Origin of the sequence: Phenylobacterium sp. (genome assembly GCF_030697925.1) — a bacterium.
GTDB lineage: Bacteria > Pseudomonadota > Alphaproteobacteria > Caulobacterales > Caulobacteraceae > Phenylobacterium.
The window spans coordinates 1-18,312 of the sequence record NZ_JAUYOJ010000167.1 but is presented as its reverse complement, the minus strand read 5'-3'; the positions used below and the strand labels follow the sequence as shown (position 1 = coordinate 18,312).

21 protein-coding genes are annotated in these 18,312 nt (G+C 69.6%); 1 reads left to right on the top strand and 20 read right to left on the bottom strand.

Annotated features, from left to right (window positions below; translation table 11 throughout):
- Positions 1-155: 155 nt before the first annotated feature.
- Entirely contained in the window at positions 156-860 is a 705-nt protein-coding gene (locus tag Q8Q88_RS15745) for a hypothetical protein (RefSeq protein ID WP_305676131.1), read from the bottom strand.
- Positions 861-1,055: 195 nt separating this feature from the next.
- Here Q8Q88_RS15745 and ppa point away from each other — a divergent pair, with 195 nt between their 5' ends.
- A complete protein-coding gene (gene ppa, locus Q8Q88_RS15740) occupies positions 1,056-1,604 on the top strand; it encodes an inorganic diphosphatase (protein ID WP_305676130.1) in 549 nt (182 codons plus the stop codon).
- Between the two features lie 161 nt (positions 1,605-1,765).
- Here the strand turns inward: ppa and trmB are convergent, their stop codons facing one another.
- The 19 genes from trmB to Q8Q88_RS15645 all read right to left on the bottom strand — a co-directional run.
- Positions 1,766-2,443, bottom strand: a complete 678-nt coding sequence (gene trmB / locus Q8Q88_RS15735) for a tRNA (guanosine(46)-N7)-methyltransferase TrmB (protein WP_305676129.1) — start codon at positions 2,441-2,443, stop codon at positions 1,766-1,768.
- A gap of 35 nt (positions 2,444-2,478) precedes the next feature.
- Positions 2,479-3,699 (bottom strand): methionine adenosyltransferase, encoded by a 1,221-nt coding sequence (gene metK / locus Q8Q88_RS15730; protein ID WP_305676128.1) that lies wholly within the window; start codon positions 3,697-3,699, stop codon positions 2,479-2,481.
- A 239-nt stretch (positions 3,700-3,938) separates the two neighbouring features.
- Entirely contained in the window at positions 3,939-4,352 is a 414-nt protein-coding gene (locus Q8Q88_RS15725; RefSeq protein ID WP_305676127.1) for a helix-turn-helix domain-containing protein, read from the bottom strand.
- Between the two features lie 56 nt (positions 4,353-4,408).
- Complete coding sequence (gene lnt / locus Q8Q88_RS15720; RefSeq protein WP_305676134.1) at positions 4,409-5,971, bottom strand: apolipoprotein N-acyltransferase; 1,563 nt, start codon at positions 5,969-5,971, stop codon at positions 4,409-4,411.
- Between the two features lie 4 nt (positions 5,972-5,975).
- Positions 5,976-6,851 (bottom strand): hemolysin family protein, encoded by an 876-nt coding sequence (locus Q8Q88_RS15715; RefSeq protein ID WP_305676126.1) that lies wholly within the window; start codon positions 6,849-6,851, stop codon positions 5,976-5,978.
- Complete coding sequence (gene ybeY / locus Q8Q88_RS15710) at positions 6,844-7,308, bottom strand: rRNA maturation RNase YbeY (RefSeq protein ID WP_305676125.1); 465 nt, start codon at positions 7,306-7,308, stop codon at positions 6,844-6,846. The genes Q8Q88_RS15715 and ybeY overlap by 8 nt, the downstream gene beginning before the upstream one ends.
- Positions 7,305-8,258 carry a PhoH family protein gene (locus tag Q8Q88_RS15705; RefSeq protein ID WP_305676124.1) on the bottom strand — a complete coding sequence of 318 codons (954 nt, stop codon included), beginning with the start codon at positions 8,256-8,258 and terminating at the stop codon, positions 7,305-7,307. The genes ybeY and Q8Q88_RS15705 overlap by 4 nt, the downstream gene beginning before the upstream one ends.
- The gene (miaB, locus tag Q8Q88_RS15700; protein ID WP_305676123.1) at positions 8,255-9,589 is read right to left on the bottom strand and encodes a tRNA (N6-isopentenyl adenosine(37)-C2)-methylthiotransferase MiaB; all 1,335 of its coding nucleotides are present in this window, start codon (positions 9,587-9,589) and stop codon (positions 8,255-8,257) included. Before miaB ends, Q8Q88_RS15705 begins: the two co-directional genes overlap by 4 nt.
- Before the next feature lie 77 nt (positions 9,590-9,666).
- The gene (locus Q8Q88_RS15695; protein ID WP_305676122.1) at positions 9,667-10,128 is read right to left on the bottom strand and encodes a hypothetical protein; all 462 of its coding nucleotides are present in this window, start codon (positions 10,126-10,128) and stop codon (positions 9,667-9,669) included.
- Positions 10,125-10,532, bottom strand: coding sequence for a Fur family transcriptional regulator (locus Q8Q88_RS15690; RefSeq protein ID WP_305676121.1), 408 nt, complete (start codon positions 10,530-10,532; stop codon positions 10,125-10,127). The genes Q8Q88_RS15695 and Q8Q88_RS15690 overlap by 4 nt, the downstream gene beginning before the upstream one ends.
- A 40-nt stretch (positions 10,533-10,572) precedes the next feature.
- Positions 10,573-11,028: a GNAT family N-acetyltransferase gene (locus tag Q8Q88_RS15685; protein WP_371129870.1), complete on the bottom strand. Its 456-nt coding sequence runs from the start codon at positions 11,026-11,028 to the stop codon at positions 10,573-10,575.
- Positions 11,025-11,660 (bottom strand): tRNA (adenosine(37)-N6)-threonylcarbamoyltransferase complex dimerization subunit type 1 TsaB, encoded by a 636-nt coding sequence (gene tsaB / locus Q8Q88_RS15680; protein WP_305676132.1) that lies wholly within the window; start codon positions 11,658-11,660, stop codon positions 11,025-11,027. Before tsaB ends, Q8Q88_RS15685 begins: the two co-directional genes overlap by 4 nt.
- Positions 11,660-12,151 carry a hypothetical protein gene (locus Q8Q88_RS15675; protein WP_305676120.1) on the bottom strand — a complete coding sequence of 164 codons (492 nt, stop codon included), beginning with the start codon at positions 12,149-12,151 and terminating at the stop codon, positions 11,660-11,662. The genes tsaB and Q8Q88_RS15675 overlap by 1 nt, the downstream gene beginning before the upstream one ends.
- 49 nt (positions 12,152-12,200) lie before the next feature.
- Positions 12,201-12,776, bottom strand: coding sequence for a NifU family protein (locus Q8Q88_RS15670; RefSeq protein ID WP_305676119.1), 576 nt, complete (start codon positions 12,774-12,776; stop codon positions 12,201-12,203).
- Positions 12,777-12,945: 169 nt separating this feature from the next.
- Positions 12,946-13,362: a hypothetical protein gene (locus tag Q8Q88_RS15665; protein WP_305676118.1), complete on the bottom strand. Its 417-nt coding sequence runs from the start codon at positions 13,360-13,362 to the stop codon at positions 12,946-12,948.
- Between the two features lie 206 nt (positions 13,363-13,568).
- The gene (locus Q8Q88_RS15660; protein ID WP_305676117.1) at positions 13,569-14,042 is read right to left on the bottom strand and encodes a universal stress protein; all 474 of its coding nucleotides are present in this window, start codon (positions 14,040-14,042) and stop codon (positions 13,569-13,571) included.
- 43 nt (positions 14,043-14,085) lie between these two features.
- Positions 14,086-15,120, bottom strand: a complete 1,035-nt coding sequence (gene trpS, locus Q8Q88_RS15655; protein WP_305676116.1) for a tryptophan--tRNA ligase — start codon at positions 15,118-15,120, stop codon at positions 14,086-14,088.
- A 144-nt stretch (positions 15,121-15,264) separates the two neighbouring features.
- Positions 15,265-16,890 carry a murein biosynthesis integral membrane protein MurJ gene (gene murJ / locus Q8Q88_RS15650; protein WP_305676115.1) on the bottom strand — a complete coding sequence of 542 codons (1,626 nt, stop codon included), beginning with the start codon at positions 16,888-16,890 and terminating at the stop codon, positions 15,265-15,267.
- 125 nt (positions 16,891-17,015) lie between these two features.
- Positions 17,016-18,312: HD domain-containing protein (locus tag Q8Q88_RS15645; protein ID WP_305676114.1), on the bottom strand; the 1,297-nt coding region annotated here is incomplete at its 5' end.

Sequence of the window (18,312 nt, the reverse complement as noted above, 5' to 3'; positions counted from 1 at the left end):
TCCAGGAGCTTTTGATCTTCTGCGGTCTTGCCACGCATAAGCTTGGCCGCTCTCCGGCAACAAAAAAGCGGCCGGGCCGAAGCCTGCCGCTCGTAGGCGCTATCCAGCGCTAACGGACGATGTGGAGGCCTATATAGCGCGCGGCGGGGGGCTTGTCACGGGGTCTCGCCGATCGTCAGGACCAGGCGCTCGCCGAACGGCCCATACATCGGTGGACCCGGTCCGGTGAGGTCGAAGCGGATCACCGCCTCGGTTTCGCCCGGCGCGAGCACCAGGTCCCCGGCCGCGCCGCGATAGAGCTTGCCGGCGAAAGGCTCGAACGCCGTCTCCACCTCTCCGGACGGCGCGAACCCAAGGGCCTCCAGCGCCTGACCCGACGCCTTGGGGTCGGGGGTGGAGAGCCAGACGCGGCGCAGGGTCGCGCCCGCGGCCGGAGCGTTTCCCGCGTCGTACAGCGGCTGGTCGAAGACCGGTGAACCCCAGGCCTGCGGCCGCGGGCCGTACTCGATCACGAAGACCCGGTTGAGCACGCCGTGATCCCGGCGGAAGGTCAGCATCGACCAGGGTGAGCCGTCGTTCGCCTCGCGCCAGCGACCCGAGCGCACCCGCCAGCCTTCGCGCACCGCCAACCGCTCGACCGCCTCGACGTCACCCCGCAGACCCAGGAAGACCTGGCCGCCCGACTGATCGACCTGGTGGAGATCGACAAAGGCGCCGCCGGCGAAGCGCACCCCACGCGCCACTCGACGACCCTCGGGGAAGAAACCGTCCAGCACCGGAAGCCCGGTCAGGTCGGACAGGCGCGCGGCCAGACCGTCCCGCTCCTCGGTCCAGATCGCCAGGTGGTCGAGGGCCAGCATCCGCACTCTCCGTCCACCCTATGGTTTACGTCTGTAGTTTTCGTGTCAAGCGCGAGAGCGGCGGGGCGACGAGGGATTTTGCGTCAAACGGAGCCAAATCGACATGCTGAAGTCGCCGCGCCCTTTTCCGAAGGCCGCGAATAGTCCACACACCGCCCGCTTCCTTTTTTGTGTTCGGACAAGGTCCTCCTCCCCATGGACATCACCAAGATCCCCGTCGGCGTGAACCCGCCCTACGACGTCAACGCCATCATCGAGATCCCGCAGGGCGGCGAGCCGGTGAAGTACGAGCTGGACAAGGAATCCGGGGCGATCTTCGTCGACCGCTTCTTGCACACGGCCATGTACTATCCCGGCAATTACGGCTTCATCCCCCACACCCTGTCCGACGACGGCGACCCGATGGACGTGCTGGTGGTGGGCCCGACCCCGGTGGTGCCCGGCGCGGTGATCCGCGTGCGGCCGATCGGCACCCTGATGATGGTCGACGAGGCCGGCGGCGACGAAAAGGTCCTGGCCGTGCCGGTGGACAAGCTGCACCCGTTCTATGCGGGCGTGGACTCGTGGCGCAGCCTGCCGGCCATCCTCACCGAGCAGATCGCCCATTTCTTCCAGCACTATAAGGACCTGGAAAAGGGCAAGTCGGTGGAGATCGTCCGCTGGGCCGATCCCGAAGAGACCGGCGAGCTGATCCGCCAGGGCATCGAGCGGGCCAACGCCGCCGGCAAGGGCTGGAAGAACTAGAGCCCACAACAGTGTCATCCCGGAAAGCGCGAAGCGCTTGTCTGGGACCCATGAACACCTGATGGCCCAGGCAGCGACGCGGCCTCGCCACGTCCTGCCATCCCAGTGCGTATGGGTCCCGGTGTTGCTTCGCAAACCGGGATGACGGCTGTTGGTGGCGCTTACTTCCGCACGAAGTCGAAGAACACCGGGGCGCAGTCGCCCAGGCGCTTTTCCTCATAGCGGGTGGTGATGTGGTCGGCGGGGGGCGTGCGCCAATCGTCGGCCCGCTCCGCCGTCCAGTCGAAGTGCGGCGAGGCCAGCACCCGCTCCAGCGCCCAGTCGGCATAGCCCGCCACGTCGGTGGCGAAGCGCAGGCGCCCGCCCGGCTTCAGCACCCGGGCCAAGTCTTCCAGCACCTCGGGCTGCAGGATGCGCCGCTTGTGGTGGCGCGCCTTCGGCCAGGGATCGGGGAAGAGGACAAAGACCCGCTCCAGGCAGGCGTCCGGCAGGTGGCCGATCAGTTCGCGGGCGTCGCCGTCCTTGATGCGGACATTCTTCAGTTCCTGTTCGGAGACGTGGCGCACGGCGCTGGCCACGCCGTTGAGGAAAGGCTCGCAGCCGATGATCAGCACCTCGGGCGCGCGTCCGGCCTGGGCGGCCATGTGCTCGCCTCCGCCGAAGCCGATCTCAAGCCAGACCTCGCGCGCCTCCGGCATCAGCTCGCGCGGATCGAAGGGCGCCTGGGGCGCGCGGATCTGCGGCAGCAGGGTCTCCACCAGGGCGGCCTGGCGCGGCTTGATCGGGCGCGACTTGATGCGCCCGTAGGAGCGCATCAGCGGGTGGGCGGTCTCTTCCATGGGCGCCCTCTAGCTGAAGGCGCCCGCCGTGGGAACTAGGCCAGACCCTTCAGCTGGTCGGCCAGGTCGGTCTTTTCCCAGGAGAAGCCGCCCTCGTTGTCCGGCTGGCGGCCGAAGTGGCCATAGGCCGCGGTGCGGGCGTAGATCGGGCGGTTGAGGCCCAGGTGTTCGCGGATGGCGCGCGGCGTGGCGCCGCCGATCATCTGCGGCAGGGCGAGCTCCAGCTTTGCCGGATCCACCTCGCCGGTGCCGTGCAGGTCCACATAGAAGCTGAGCGGGTTGGCCACGCCGATGGCGTAGCTGATCTGGATGGTGCACTTGCGCGCCAGGCCCGAGGCCACGACGTTCTTGGCCAGGTAGCGGCAGGCATAGGCTGCCGAGCGGTCGACCTTGGTCGGGTCCTTGCCGGAAAAGGCGCCGCCGCCGTGCGGCGAGGCGCCGCCATAGGTGTCGACGATGATCTTGCGGCCGGTGATGCCGGCGTCGCCGTCCGGGCCGCCGATCAGGAAGCGGCCGGTCGGGTTGACGTGCCACTTGGTCTTCTTGGTCAGCAGGCCCGCGGGCAGGACGCTTTCGACATAGGGCTTGATCAGCGCCTGGATGCGCTTCGAATTGGCGCCGAGGTCGCCGATCTTCTTCTTGTGCTGGGTGGAGACCACGATCTGCAGGATCTCGACCGGGCGGCCGTTCTCATAGAGCACGGTCACCTGGCTCTTGGCGTCGGGCTCCAGGGCCTCGCACTCGCCCGAGTGACGGACCTCGGCCAGCCGGCGCAGGATGTCGTGGGAGAACTGCAGCGTGGCCGGCATCAGGGCCGGGGTCTCGTCGCAGGCGTAGCCGAACATGATGCCCTGGTCGCCGGCGCCCTCTTCCTTCTTCGCGGTCGAGTCGACGCCCACGGCGATGTCGGCCGACTGGGCGTGCAGGTAGTTCTGGAACCTGGCCTTTTCCCAGTGGAAGCCCTTCTGGGCGTAGCCGATGTCCTTCACCGCCGCGCGGACCTTGGGCTCCAGGCTGGCCAGGATGTCCTTGGTGAGCTGCTTGCTCTCGGCCTTGGAGCTGCCCGGCTTGCCGGCGCGGACTTCCCCCGCCAGCACGATGCGGTTGGTGGTCACCAGGGTCTCGCAGGCCACCCGAGCCTCGGGCTCCGCGGCCAGGAAGGCGTCGACGACCGTATCGGAGATGCGGTCGGCCACCTTGTCCGGATGGCCTTCGGACACGCTTTCGCTGGTGAAGATGTAGGAGGAACGGCTCAAGACGATAGCTCCGGAAAATGGGCGCGGACCACCGCTTCCGGGCGATCCGACTGAACGTCGGCGCGAACCTATAAAGAAATCCTTATATCCCGCAAGCGCGAGCTGGTCGCACTTGGTTAAGGCGCCCTGGAGCGTGACAGCCTGAAGTGGATACCGGTTCAGGCGGCCGTCACGCTCCAGACTTTGGAAGATAGACCCTTTTCATCCGGTCAGATGGAGTCATCTGACCCGGAAAGGACCTAGACCTCGTCCTCTTCCTCGACCATGGCCCGCACCAGGTCGAGGATGCGCCGGCGCACGCGGGCGCGGCGAATCTTGGGGAAGGTGTCGGCCAGCTCCAGGCCCTCGGCGGTGAGCAGGAAGGCCTGGGCCCCGGGCCGGGCCTCCACGGCCTCCAGCCCCACGGCGTCGCCCTCGGGCAGGCCTTCGTAGAAATAGGCGATGGAGGTCTTCAGCGCCCGAGCCATCTCATAGAGCTTGGAGGCCGAGACCCGGTTGGCGGCGCGCTCGTATTTCTGCACCTGCTGGAAGGTGAGCCCGATGGCCTCGGCCAGCTTCTCCTGGCTCACCCCCAGTTCCTTGCGGCGCAGGCGGATGCGCAGACCCACATGCAGGTCGACCGGGTTGGGGGCAGGATTGGTTTCCTTGGCCATGCTTAACCCTAGACGAAGGGGAGCCTGGCCGTCAAAAAATTGACGCCCCCGTCAGTTCAAGGCCGCCGCCTGACGCCCCCCAGCGCAAGAATCGCCCCGGAAATGAGCAACATCGCCGCGAACGCCGCGTCCCCGACGCGGGAATAGGGGGTCGGCGGCAGGGCGGCGGGCAGGACCGCGTCGATCACCCCCTCCGTACCGAGCCCGAGCCTGGCCTGGGTGCGGCCATGGGCGTCGATCATGGCCGAGACCCCGGTGGGGGTGGCCCGCACGATGGGAAGACCCTCCTCGATGGCGCGGTAGCTGGCGATGTTCAGGTGCTGCAGCGGCCCGCTGGCCCCGCCGAACCAGGCGTCGTTGGAGACATTGAGCAGCCAGGCCGGGCGCAACCCCGCCCTTTGCGCCGCCGCCCCGGAAAAGTGCGGGAAGAGGGCCTCGTAGCAGATCAGCGGCTGGAAGGCGGGCAGGCCGCGGGGCGTCAGCGGCCGGGGTTCGGGGCCGGCTGTGAAGTCCTCGGGCATGTGGACCAGGCTGCGGATCCCCAGCCGGGTGGCCAGGTCGCCGAAGGGCAGGAACTCGCCGAACGGCACCAGCCGGTGCTTGTCATAGACCCCCGTGACGGCGAACCCGCCGCCCTCGCGGCGCAGGGCGACCAGGCTGTTGAAATAGTCCACCTCGCCCGTCGGCGAGAGCCCGGCGCGGTTGGCGCCCATCAGCAGGGTCTGGCCCGGCGCCAGCGCCTCGGCCAGGCGGTCCACATAGGGGCTGCCCGGCGCCAGCAGGTCGTCGATCACCGCCGGCAAGGCCCCCTCGGGCCAGACCACGATCTGCGGCGTCGCCCCGCCCTGGCGGGTGAGCCGCCCATAGGTGGCGACGATGGTGTCGAGGTTCTCGGGCCTCCACTTGTCCTTCTGGTCGATATTGGCCTGGACGATGCGCACGCTCGGCGCATCGGCGGCCGGGGCGGGCGCGCCGGCCAGGCGCGCGGCGCCGGCGGCATGGAGACCGGCCAGGGCCAGGGCCGCGAGCCCCACCGCCACGGCCCGCGTCCGGCGGGGGGCAGCGTCCAGGATCAGGATCGGGACCGCGGCGATCGCCAGGGTGATCCAGGTCAGGCCATAGGCGCCGACCACGGCGGCGGCCTGCGACACCATCCCGCCGGCCGGCCAGGTCTCGCCCGGCAGGTTCCAGGGAAAGCCCGTGAAGATGTGCCCGCGCGTCCACTCCAACCCCGCCAGGACGCCGGCGAACACCAGAACCCGCCAGGGTCCGCTGGGCGCGGCCCAGCGATAGGCCAGGGCCGCCAGACCCCAGAACAGGGCGAGGCCACCGGCCATGAACAGCAGGGCGAAGGGCGCCATCCAGCCCTGGTTGGCGGCGTCCACCTGGAAGGGCTCGGTGATCCACCAGACGCCGACGGCGAAATAACCGACCCCGGCCAGCCAGCCCCGGAAGAAGGCCGAGCGCTTGGGTCGCGCGCCCTCGGTCTCGATCAGGCCCAGCAGCAGGGCGTAACCCAGCAGGCCCGGCAGCAGGCCGAAGGGCGGATGGGCGAAGCCCGCCGCCAGGCCGGCGGCGAGCGCCAGCAGGCGCGCCGTCCAGGCGGACAGACGAGTCAGGGCCCTAGGCCTCGACCATGGGTTCGGGCTTGGCGGCGGGCTTGAACCGCACGCGCTTCACCCGCCGGGGATCGGCGTCCAGCACCTGGATCTCGAAGCCGCCGGGATGGGCGATGACCTCGCCCCGCTGCGGCACGCGTCCGGCCAGGGCCGAGACCAGGCCGCCCACGGTGTCGATCTCCTCGTCCAGGTCGGGCGGAGCCAGGTCGGTGTCCAGCGCCGCCTCCAGCTTCTCCAGCGGCGCGCGGCCGTCCACCTCGAACACCCCGCCGGGGCGTGGCGTGACGCTGGCGACGGCGGCCTCGTCGTGCTCGTCGTCGATGTCGCCCACCACCGCCTCGACCAGGTCCTCCATGGTCACCAGCCCATCGGTGCCGCCGAACTCGTCGATGACCAGGGCCATGTGGGTGCGCTCGGCCTGCATGCGCAGCAGCAGGTCGGCGCAGCGCATGGAGCCCGGCACATAGAGCACCTCGCGGCGCAGCTTCTGCAGGATCAGGTCGCTGGGGCCCGGCCGCTTCCCGCGTCCGGCCAGCAGCTTGAAGATGTCCTTGACGTGGATCACGCCGACAGGGTCGTCGAGGGTGTCGCGGAAGATCGGCATGCGGCTGTGCTCAGCCTCGGCGAACCGCTCCACCACCTCGGCGAAGGGAGCCGACAGCTCCACGGCCACGATGTCCACCCTGGGTGTCATCACGTCGTCCACCCGCATGGTCTGGAAGGCGGCGGCCTGCTCCACCAGGGCCCCGCCGGCGCCGTTGGCGATCGGAACGGCCAGGACCTCGCCGGCCTTGCCGCGCAGTCGGCGGAGGAAGGCCCGAACGCCCCGGCTTTGCCGGGCGGGTTCGGGCGGTCTGGAACCGTCGGAGGAGTTAGCCATGGTCTCCCTGTTCGGCGGCATAGGGATCAGGGACCCCCAGTCCCGCCAGGATGACGCGCTCAAGGCCTTCCATCTGTTCGGCCTCGGCGTCGGTTTCGTGGTCATATCCTACTAGATGCAGCACCCCGTGCGCCACCAGGTGCTGAAGGTGGTGGGCGAGCGGCTTGCCCTGTTCGGCGGCCTCGCGGGCGCAGACGCCATAGGCCAGGGCCACGTCGCCCAGGTGTCGCTCCGGGTTCTGCGGCGCCGGGAAGGACAACACGTTGGTGGCGCTGTCCTTCTGCCGAAAGCGGAGGTTGAGCTCGCGCACCGACTGGTCGTCGGTCAGCAGCAGGGTGACCGAGCCCTCGGTGAAGTCGATATAGGCGAGCGTCGCCTGGGTCACGGCCAGGGCCAGGGCCTCGGCGTCGGGTTCGGCGGCGAGCCAGGCCTGGTCTTCGATCTCGAGGTCGATCACATCGTGCGCCCCCGCTTGGCGGCGTCGGCGTCATAGGCGCGAACGATCCGCTCGACCATCGGGTGGCGGACAACGTCCTCCACCGTGAACCGGTTGACCCCCACCCCCTGGACGCCCTCCAGCAGGCTCACCGCGTGGGCCAGGCCTGAGTCCGTGGGGTTGACCAGGTCGATCTGGGTGGGGTCGCCGGTCACCGCCATGCGCGCGCCCTCCCCCAGTCGGGTCAGCACCATCTTCATCTGCAGGCGCGAGGTGTTCTGCGCCTCGTCGACGATGACGAAGGCGTGGCTGAGGGTGCGACCGCGCATGAAGGCGATGGGCACCACCTCGATCTCGCCCTTCTCGCGGCGACGGCGGAACTGTTCGGCGCCCAGGATGTCGGTGAGCGCCTCCCAAACCGGGGCCATGTAGGGATCGACCTTCTCCGACAGGTCACCGGGCAGGAAGCCGAGCCGCTCGCCGGCCTCCACGGCCGGGCGCGAGACGATCAGCCGGTCGACCTCGCCGCGCAGCAGCAGGCCGGCCCCGTGAGCGACGGCCAGGAAGGTCTTGCCGGTGCCGGCCGGGCCCAGGCCGAAGACCAGCTCGCAATTGGCCAGGGCCTGGAGATAGCGCGCCTGTCCCGGGGTCTTGGGGACCACCTGGCCGCGCTTGCCGGTGGGCAGGCCGCCGGGCGCCTTGCCGCTGCCGGTGCGGGCCTGGCCGATGGCCACGCGCACATCGGCCTCGGCCACCTCGTGGCCGGCGTCGGCGCGCTCGGCCAGGGCGTTGATCACCTGCTTGGCGCTGGCCCGGGCCTTGGAGTCGCCGCTGAGCGCCACCCCGCCGCCCGGGGTCTCCACCAGCACGTCCAGGGCGTCCTCGATCAGGGCGGCGTGGCGGCTGGAGGTTCCGGCCACGGCGCGAACCGCGGCGTCGGACAGGGGGATGAACTCGGGGGGCTTGCTCACGCGGGGACCTGTTCCAGGACGCCGGCCAGGCTCATCTTGGCGGCGGCTTCGATACGCACCGGAACGATCTTTCCGATCAGACGATCCGGACCGTCGCAGTGGACGGCCTGAAGATAGGGGCTGCGGCCCGAAAGCTGGCCCGGATGGCGGCCGCTTTTCTCGAACAGAACCGGCAGGACCTGGCCCACCTGGCTCAGGTTGAAGGCCTTCTGCTGTTCGTCCAGCAGGGCGTTGAGCCGGGCCAGGCGCTCGTCCTTGACCTCTTCGGCCACCTGGCCGGGCATAGCCGCGGCCGGGGTGCCCGGGCGGCGGGAGTATTTGAAGCTGAAGGCCGTGGCGTAGCCGACCTCGCGGACCAGGCTGAGCGTCGCCTCGAAGTCGGAATCCCGCTCGCCGGGGAAGCCGACGATGAAGTCGCCGGACATGGCGATGTCGGGCCGCGCGGCGCGGGTCTTCTCCACCAGCCGCAGGTAGCTGTCGGCGGTGTGGGCGCGGTTCATGGCCTTGAGGATCTTGTCCGAGCCCGACTGCACCGGCAGGTGAAGATAGGGCATCAGCTGCGGCAGCTCGGCATGGGCGTCGATCAGCGCCTGGTCCATGTCGGCCGGGTGGCTGGTGGTGTAGCGGATGCGGTCCAGGCCCTCGATCTTCGCCAGCTTCCGCGCCAGGCCGGCCAGGCCGCCCTCGCCCGCATAGGCGTTGACGTTCTGGCCCAGCAGGGTGACCTCGCGCACCCCCTGCTGCGCCAAGCTGCGGGCCTCGGCCAGGATGGTGTCGACCGGCCGCGACCACTCGCCGCCGCGGGTATAGGGCACCACGCAGAAGGTGCAGAACTTGTCGCAGCCCTCCTGCACGGTCAGGAAGGCGGTCACCCCCGTCGGATGGCGCTCCACCGGCAGGGCGTCGAACTTCTCGTCGGCGGCGAAGTCGGCGGCCAGCCGCTCGCCGCGCGCCCGGTGGGTGCGGGCGATCAGCTCGGGAAGCTGGTGATAGGCCTGCGGTCCGACCACCAGGTCCACCGCCGGCTGGCGCAGCATGATCTGCTCGCCCTCGGCCTGGGCCACGCAGCCGGCCACCGCGATCACCATGTCGGACCCCGCCGCGCGGCGCGCCAACTTCATGGCCTTGATGTAGCCGAGCTCGGAATAGACCTTCTCGGTGGCCTTCTCGCGGATATGGCAGGTGTTGAGCACGACCAGGTCGGCCTCTTCGGGCCGCTGCGTCATCGCGTAGCCCAGCGGGCCAAGCACATCGGCCATGCGCTCGCTGTCATAGACGTTCATCTGACAGCCGTAGGTCTTGATGAAGAGGCGCTTGGTGGGCAAGGACATGGCCGGTTTATGGGGCTGTGGATAGTTGGGCGCAAGGTTGAGACCCGCGGAGCGGTGGACCGATCCTACGCTCGGTCCTAGGATTTCGGACGGTGTGTCCATTGGCTGTCGTCGTAAGCGAACATGGCGATATCGAATTCAAGCTCGAGGTCAGCAAGTAGCTGGATCGACTCCCGGCCCAGCCCAGCCGATTCCTGCCAGGGAGACCCGATAGAGGGCAGGTTGATGCGTATCCATGCGGCCTTCGGGCGAACGTTCGAGAGAAGCTTCGCCACCCGTTCACGGCCGCCAAGATTTCGCACGAGGTCCGCGAGCCCATCGTCCCAGGGAACATCCGCGTTGATGGGCTGGCGCCAAGTTATGCGGTTCTTGGTGACGGCGCGGTGACCGGCCTTGTCGCCGATCATCACGACCGCCACGTCGCCGTAATCGGCCCAGTCGGCGATTTCGTCGGGCCGCTGCGGAAAGTCATGCAGAATTAGGGAAACGCACCGGTCGTGGTGCTCGGTCAGTCCGCGCCCCTTCGACCCCGATGTCATTCTTCGATCGGCACGCCGTAGAGCTCCAGGCGGTGGTCCACCAGCTTGTAGCCGAGCTTGTGGGCGATCGCCTCCTGCAGGGCCTCGATCTCCTCGTCGACGAACTCCACCACCTTGCCGGACTTCATGTCGATCAAGTGGTCGTGGTGGATCTCGGTGGCTTCCTCGTAGCGCGAGCGGCCGTCGCGGAAGTCGTGGCGGGCGATGATCCCCGCCTCCTCGAACAGCCGCACGGTGCGATAGACCGTGGCGATGGAGATGTGCGGGTCCACGTCGTGGGAGCGCCGATAGAGCTCTTCCACGTCCGGGTGGTCATGGGCTTGCGACAGCACGCGCGCGATCACGCGGCGCTGCTCGGTCATCCGCATGCCCTTTTCGACGCAGAGATTCTCGATCCGGTCCACGAACGGCTCCTGGCGACTTGGTGGGCGCACGATAGAGCGCCTAGGCCGATGGGCCAAGGTCGAGACGCATCACCACCGCGTCGGCTGGTGGTTTTGCACCTCTGTCGTAGTATCCGCGCCGCAGGCCCACCTCGCCGAAACCGGCCTTGGCGTAAAGCCCCCGGGCCGCGGGGTTGTCGTCGGCGACCTCCAGGAACAGCGATTCGGCCCCGGCCATCCGCGCCGCGCCGGTGGCGGCCTCGACCAGGGCCAGCGCCAAGCCTTGGCGGCGCGCGGCGGGATCGACGGCCAGGGTGAGGATCTCGGCCTCCCCGGCCACGGCGCGGCACAGGATGAAGGCGAGTGGCCGATCCTCGCCCTCGACCAGCAGGGCGAAGCCGCCCGGCCCGTCCAGCAGGCCGGCGATCTCCTGGGGCGGCCAGCCGCTTGCGAAGGCCGCGGCGTGGACCCTGGCCAGCGCGTCGGCCTCATGACTCCAGGCGCCGCGCAGCCTCACGGCGGCGGCAGCTTTCCGCCCGGCAACCGGGCGTCGGGCGCGCGCAGATAAAGCGGTCGCGGCGGGACGGGCGCGCGGGCGGCGGCCAGCCGCGCCACGGCGGCCGGATCGGCCTGCTCGGCGGCGATCACGCGAGCCGAGGGCGTCATGTCGGAAAAGAGACCCGCGCCGGAGCCGATCAGCACCTCGGGGGCGAACTCCGCCACCCGCGCCGCCGCGGTCTCGACGGGCAGGACATCGGGGGCGCTGACGGCGGCGCCGTCGGCGAAGGCCTGGAGGTAGACCTGGCCGCGCTTGGCGTCGAGCACCGCCAGGACGCGGTCTGGTATCCCCGCCGCCAGGGCTTCCAGGGTCCCCACCGCCACCACCGGGATGGCCAGGGCCTGGCCGATCCCCTTGGCGAAGGCCAGCCCCACCCGCAGTCCGGTGAACGAGCCCGGGCCCACGGTGACGCCCACCCGGTCGAGGCGATCGAAGGCCATCCCCGCCTCGGCCATCAGCTCGGCGACCAGGGGGGCGAGGCGCTCCTGGTGCCCGCGCGCCATGGGTTCGACCTTGGCGGCCAGCACCCGGTCGCCGTCCAGCACGGCCGCCGAACAGGCGCCGAGGCAGGTGTCGAGGGCCAGCACGATCACGGCCGGGTCGGGCCCCAGCAGGGCTCCAGGCTCTTCAGGGTCTTCTCGGCCCAGGCGGCTACGGGGGAGCCGTCGATGGCGCGCAGCTCCATCCCGGCGGCGCTGTCGGCGGCCGACCAGCGCGCGTCGGTGGCCCAGAGGAAATAGCTGCTGCCGTCCGCGGCGGGCTTGAGGTCGCCGGCCGGGCCGGTCCGGGGCGGCGCGATCACCGGCGCGGGCAGGCGCGCCAGTTCGGCCAGGGCCGGCTCAAGCTGCGGACAGGCTTCCGAACTCGCCCAGGAAATCTCGGCCTTGCCCGACTGGGCCTCGACCCGCCGCGCCAGCAGATAGGGCTTCAGGGCGTCGGGCCTCTGCATCCGATAGACGCCGAAACCGGTCGAGCGATGGCTGCGATAGACGGCGAAGGCCACGGCCGGCGGCCGGTTCTCCACCCGCGCGCCCTTCAGCACCGGCCAGTCGTCCTCATCGGCCAGGCACGGCGCGGCCACCGCCGCGACCGCCAGCGATAGGAAAAGAATCCACCCCCGGCTCACAAGTCTAGAGCGTCTGCTCGACCCGGGTCACTTCGGGCACATAGTGCTTGAGCATGTTCTCCACCCCGGCCTTGAGGGTCGCCGAGGAGGACGGGCAGCCCGAGCAGGCGCCGCGCATGTGCAGCCAGACCACGCCGGTCTCCGGCTCGAAGCGGTTGAACAGGATGTCGCCGCCGTCCTGGGCCACGGCCGGGCGGATGCGGGTGTCCAGCAGGTCCTTGATCTCGGCCACCACCTGGGCGGTCTCGCCCTCATAGACCTGGTCGTCGTGGCCGCCGGCCTCGTCGCCCTGGCTGTCGGAGAACAGCGGCCGGCCCGAGGTGAAGTGGTCCATGATCGCCGCCAGGATCGGGGCCTTCAGATGGGCCCAGTCCAGGTCCCCGCCCTTGCCGACGGTGACGAAGTCGGTCCCGAAGAACACCCGGGTCACGCCCTCGACACCGAACAGGTCGGTGGCCAGCGGCGAGGCCTCGGCCTCTTGCGCGCTGCGGAAGTCGCGCGATCCCTCGGCCATGATCTCACGGCCGGGCAGGAACTTCAGGACCTCGGGGTTCGGAGTGGCTTCGGTTTGGATGAACATGCAGGAGATGTGGCGCTTTGGAGCCGGAATCGCAAGCTTGGCGGCGTTCTAGGCCAGGGCGGGTACTTTTGGGCTTGGCCATCTTTAGCGCTTGGACGCACCGGCGACGGGCGAAAGTTGGCGGAAAACCTATGGCGACTTCCGACCCGAGTCGGCCGTCCGATAAACGTTAGGGAATTCTGCTGAACCGAACGATTTTCACTAGTTTGATCACGCTTCGATAGGGGCGCCCCGCACCAGCCGCGCCAGGCGACTCGACCACACCATGCAATTCAATCTCCTGACGCGCACGGCCCCGCGTGAACAGGTCCCGATCAAATGAATTGCTGAAACTCGAATAGAGATCGGTTCTTTCGGCATTTCCATCGTCGGCGAAGCCCAACGTCACACTCGGACACCTCTTGTCGCGGAGTTCACCTCCCAAGCTATCAACGACCAAGATTGCCTGAAGGTGGACCGCCATTCCATTCAGGCGCGGCCCAGCCTTGTTGATTTCGCAAATGGAAGACTTGGGCGCCTGCCTCACTTCTGAGCTGACTGGCGCACCAATGGCGGCGGCCAACAGGCCGATGAGAAGGAGGGCCACGGCGTACGTCCTCACTATTCTTCGGCGGCACCTGCACCCGACCTTGTCACATTGCGCGACCGGTCCTCGAGGGCAACCATCATGCTGCAAGGTCCGCAATCCACCACCCTTCTCAGACATTCAGAGTGTCGGCTTGTCGGCAGGTTGGCGCGCAAGGTCCCGCGTTTGACTTCTTGCCGGCGGCCTGAGCGTCAGGCCGACCCAGCCTAGGCCAGGTCGGCGATCTCGTCGTCAGTGAGGTCGCCCGGCACCACGGTGACCGGCACCTTGCGGGTTCCCCACTTGACGCCTTCCTTGGCGATGGAGGCGACCAGGGGGCCCGGGCCGCGCCCGCCCACGGCGGCGGCCAGGACCAGGATCTTGATGGCCGGGTCCTCGGAGATCACCTTGCGCAGGGCCGCGCGGGTGTTGTCGGCGTCCAGGATGATGAATTCCGGCGCCATGCCGGACTGCTCCACCACATATTCGGCCATCTTCTGCAGGACCTGCTCGGCCTCCTCGCGGGCCTGGCGCTCGATCTCCTCACGCACCCCGCTCCAGTGCTCGAACACCGCCGGCTCGATGACCCGCAGCATCGCCACGTGACCGCCCGTGGAGCGGGCGCGGCGGCAGGCGAAGCGCAGGGCCGCCTGGAATTCCGGGCTGTCGTCGGCGATGACGAGGAACTTGCGCTGGCTCATGGGGCGACGGTGGCGCGCGACGCCGCCCCGCGCAAGTCCCGGCTCAGCTTCCCCAGTAGCCGACGATCTTCTTCACCTGCGCCAGGTTCGGGGCCGCGGCGGCCCGGGCGCGCTGGGCGCCGTCGGCCAGGACGCGGTCGATCTCGGCCGGATCGGCCATCAGCCGGCGCATCTCGGCCCCAACGGGACCGAGCCTGGCCACCGCCAGGTCGGCGAGCTTCGGCTTGAAGGCGCCGAAGCCCTGTCCGGTGAACTCGGCGAGCACCTGGGCCGCGCTGCGCCCATCGAGCGCGGCATAGATGCCGATCAGGTTCAGCGCCTCGGGCCGGTCCTTCAGCTCATCCAAGGTGGCGGGCAAGGGATCGGGATCGGTCCGCGCCTTGCGCACCTTCTGGGCGATGGTGTCGGCGTCATCCAGCAGGTTGAGCCGCGAATTGTCCGAGGGATCGGACTTGCTCATCTTCGCCGAACCGTCGCGCAGGGACATGATCCTAGCGCCCGGCCCCTCGGTCAGGGCCTCGGGCAGGGGGAAGAAGGCCGGCGCCTCGAAGTCATGGTTGAACTTGGCGGCGATGTCGCGGGTCAGTTCCAGGTGCTGGCGCTGGTCCTCGCCCACCGGCACATGGGTGGCCTTGTAGACCAGGATGTCGGCGGCCTGGAGCACCGGATAGGTGTAGAGCCCGACGCTCTCGCGTTCCTTGTGCTTGCCGGCCTTGTCCTTGAACTGGGTCATCCGGTCCAGCCAGCCCAGCCGGGCCACGCAGTTGAACACCCAGGCGAGTTCCGCGTGCTCGGGCACCGCCGACTGCGGGAAGATGGTGGCCTTCTTGGGGTCCACGCCCGCCGCCAGATAGGCCGCGGCGATCTCGCGGACCTGGGAGGCCAGCAGCTTGGGGTCCTGCCACACGGTGATGGCGTGCATGTCGGCCACGAAGATGAAGGTGTCCATCTCGTGCTGCAGGCGGGTGAACTTCACCAGGGCGCCGAGATAGTTGCCGAGATGCAGGGCGCCGGACGGTTGGACGCCGGAGAGCACGCGCGAGGGGCCCGAATAGACGGGAGGAGCTTGGTCGGTCATGGGGTCAGGCTTCGAATGAGGGGACAGACGGGCGCGGCGGCGCGCCCCGGGAAGGCGGGGTCAGGCGCGGCGCCATCGCCAAGTGTGTCGTCCGTGAGCCATGGCGCCAGCGAATAAGGCTTCGCGAGGCGGCCCGCAAGTCGCTCAGAGGTCGGTGGGGATCGGCGTGTCGCCGGCCCGGCGGCGCAGGGCGGCGCGGATCTCGCTGGGCGTGATGCCCCGGAAGGCGAGCAACAGCAGGCCATAGACCCCGACGCCCACGGCGCTGACGCACAGCACGGCGATCTCCTTGGGCCCCAGGCCGAGGCCCCGGACGCCCTCCAGCGGCGCCTCCAGCCAGGCCCGCTCGTGCGAGGCGAAGGCCAGCAGGCCGCCGAAGACGGCGCTGGCGGCGAGGATCCGGGCGATCCGGTTCCAGGCCTTCAGGGTCGGGGAATAGTCGCCGCGCCGGACCAGAAGCACCGCCATCTGCAGCACGTTGAGCCAGGCCGCCGCGCTGGTCGCCGCGGCGATGCCCTGCACCCCCACCAGCGGGAAAAGGGAGAGGCCCAGCACGATGTTCACCGCCACCGAGATCAGGCCGAAGCGCATGGGCGCCTTGGTGTCGGCGCGGGCGAAGAAGGCCGGCTGCAGCACCCGAGCCAGGACGAAGGCCGGGACGCCCCAACCGTACTGGAGGAGGACCTGGCCGGTCTGGCGGGCGTCCTCCACCGTGAATGCGCCCCGGGTGAACATGCCGTCGATCAGGAAGAAGGGCATGGCCACCAGGGCCGCGGCGGCCGGAGCCGTGAGCGCGAGCGCGAAGATCACCGCCTGGTCGGTGGCGCCCTGGGCGTCATCGTGGTCCCCGGCCTGGATGGCGCTGGAGAGCCGGGGCAGCAGGGCCACGCCCACCGCCACCCCGATCAGGCCCAGGGGGAGCTGGTAGAGCCGGGCGGCGACCTCCATCCAGGCCCGGCCGCCGGCCGCCTGGGAGGCCAGGATGCCGGAGATGAAGATGTTGATCTGCACGGCGCTGGCGGCGATGGCGCCGGGGATGGCCAGGCTGATCAGCGACTTGATCTCCGGCGTCAGCTTGGGCCGGCGCAGCCTGATCTGGGCGCCGGTCTTCTTGGCGCCCCACCACAGCAGGCCCGCCTGCAGGACGCCGGCGATGGGGATGCCGATGGAGGCGGCGTAGGCGGCGCGGATCGGGTCGCTCTGCGGCCAGACGGCGATCAGCATCACCACGTTGAGGATGGTCGGAAAGATGCCGGTGACGATGAACCGCCGGTGCGCGTTCAGCACCCCCGACAGCAGGGCCCCGATGGCCATGCAGGGCAGGTAGGGCATGCTGATCTGGGTCAGCACGATGGCCAGCTTGAACTTTTCGGGGTCCGAGGCGTAGCCGGGATTGATGGCGTACATCAGCCAGGGCATGGCCAGCTGCGCCACGAGCGTCAGCAGCAGGGTCGCCGCCGCCAGGGTGGCCATGGCGTCCGAGGCGATGCGGTCGGCCTCCGCCTGGCCGTCCCCGCCCAGGGTCTTGGTGTAGGACGGCACGAAGGCCGAGGTGAAGGCGCCCTCCGCGAAGATCCGCCGGAACAGGTTGGGGAACGAGAGCGCGGTATAGTAGGCGTCGGCGGCGATGGTGGCGCTGGCCCCCAGCCGCGCGGTAAGCACCAGGTCCCGCGCCAGCCCCATGAACCGGCTGACCAGGGTCAGGCCCGACAGCACCAGCGAGGAGCGGATCAGGCCGCTCTTGGGCGGAGGGGATGGCGGGGCGGTCACGAGCGTTTGTGTGCGCTGACGCGCCTGCAAGGGTCAAGGGAGGACCGGAGGCCTCGAGCTGTGACATCCGGATCGCCTCCTCTCCCCGCTCGAGGGGAGAGGGTGAGCTGTTCGACTGCGCCGCCTCAACGCCCGACGCTGGCGCGGGCCTTCTGGATGTTGGCGCGGGACTTGGGCGTGGCGGCGGCCTCGACCTCTTCCAGCGAGGCCATGAGCCGGGCCTTGAGCGCGGTCATCTTCTTGGTGTCGGCCAGTTTCCGGCCGTCGGCCTCGACCACGTAGAAGGCGTCCACGGCGCGCTCGCCATAGCCGTCGATATGGGCCGAGAGGATCGACAAGCCGGCCTCGGAGATGTTGCGCGCCAGCGCCACCAGCAGGCCCGGCCGGTCGCGGCCCGAGGCCTCCACCACGGTCGAGGCCTCCGAGGCCTCGTTGTCCAGCATCACCGTGGGCGTGATGGTGAAGGCCGCGGCCCGGCCGAAATCGGCCACCCGGCGCGGCTCGGCCTTGCTGACCTCGCCCCGGCCGGCGGCCTCCAGCGATTGGGCGAGCTTGGTCAGCACCCGGGGGTTGTCGTCCCCATAGGGCTTGCCGGTGACGTCCTGCACGAAGAAGACGTCCAGCGCCTGGCCCTGGCGGGAGGTGAACACCCGCGCGCCCACCACGTTGGCGCCCGCCCCGGTGATGGCCGCGGCCAGGTCGACGAACAGCCGCTGGCGGTCGGTGGCGGCGACCACCACCTCCGAGGCGTTGAGGCCCGAGCGGATATGGCCCTCGGCGGCGGCCCCCCCGGCCTGCTCAGCGCGGCGGCCGAGCTCGGCATGCGACAGAATCTCGGTGTCGGTGAAGGAGGTGAAGTAGGCGTCCTCCATGGCCGTGGCCCAGGCTTCCGACGAGGGATCGGCGGCGATCAGCCGGACGCGGGCGTCATAGGCGGCGTTCTCGTGATAGCGGCGGATGGCGGCGGCGGCGTCCGAGCCGCGCCCGCCGCGGAACACCGCCTCGGTGGCGCCGTAGAGTTCGCGCATCAGCTGGCCCTTCCAGCCGTTCCAGACGCCCGGCCCCACGGCGCGGATGTCGGCCACGGTCAGGACCAGCAGCAGGCGCAGGCGCTCAGGAGTCTCCACGATGCGGGCGAAGTCGGCCACGGTGCGCGGGTCGGAGACGTCGCGCTTCTGGGCGTAGTCGCTCATCACCAGGTGATGCTCCACCAGCCAGGCCACCATCTCGATACGCTTGCGGTCCAGGCCCAGGCGCTCGCAGGCCTGGCGCGCGGCGCGAGCCCCGGCCTTCTCCTGGCCGCCCGCCCCGCCCTTGCCGGTGTCGTGCAGCAGCATGGCCAGGAACAGGGCCTCGCGGTCGTCGATCAGCGGCATGATCGCCGTCGACAGCGGATGGTCCTCGGCGAACTGGCCGTTGGCG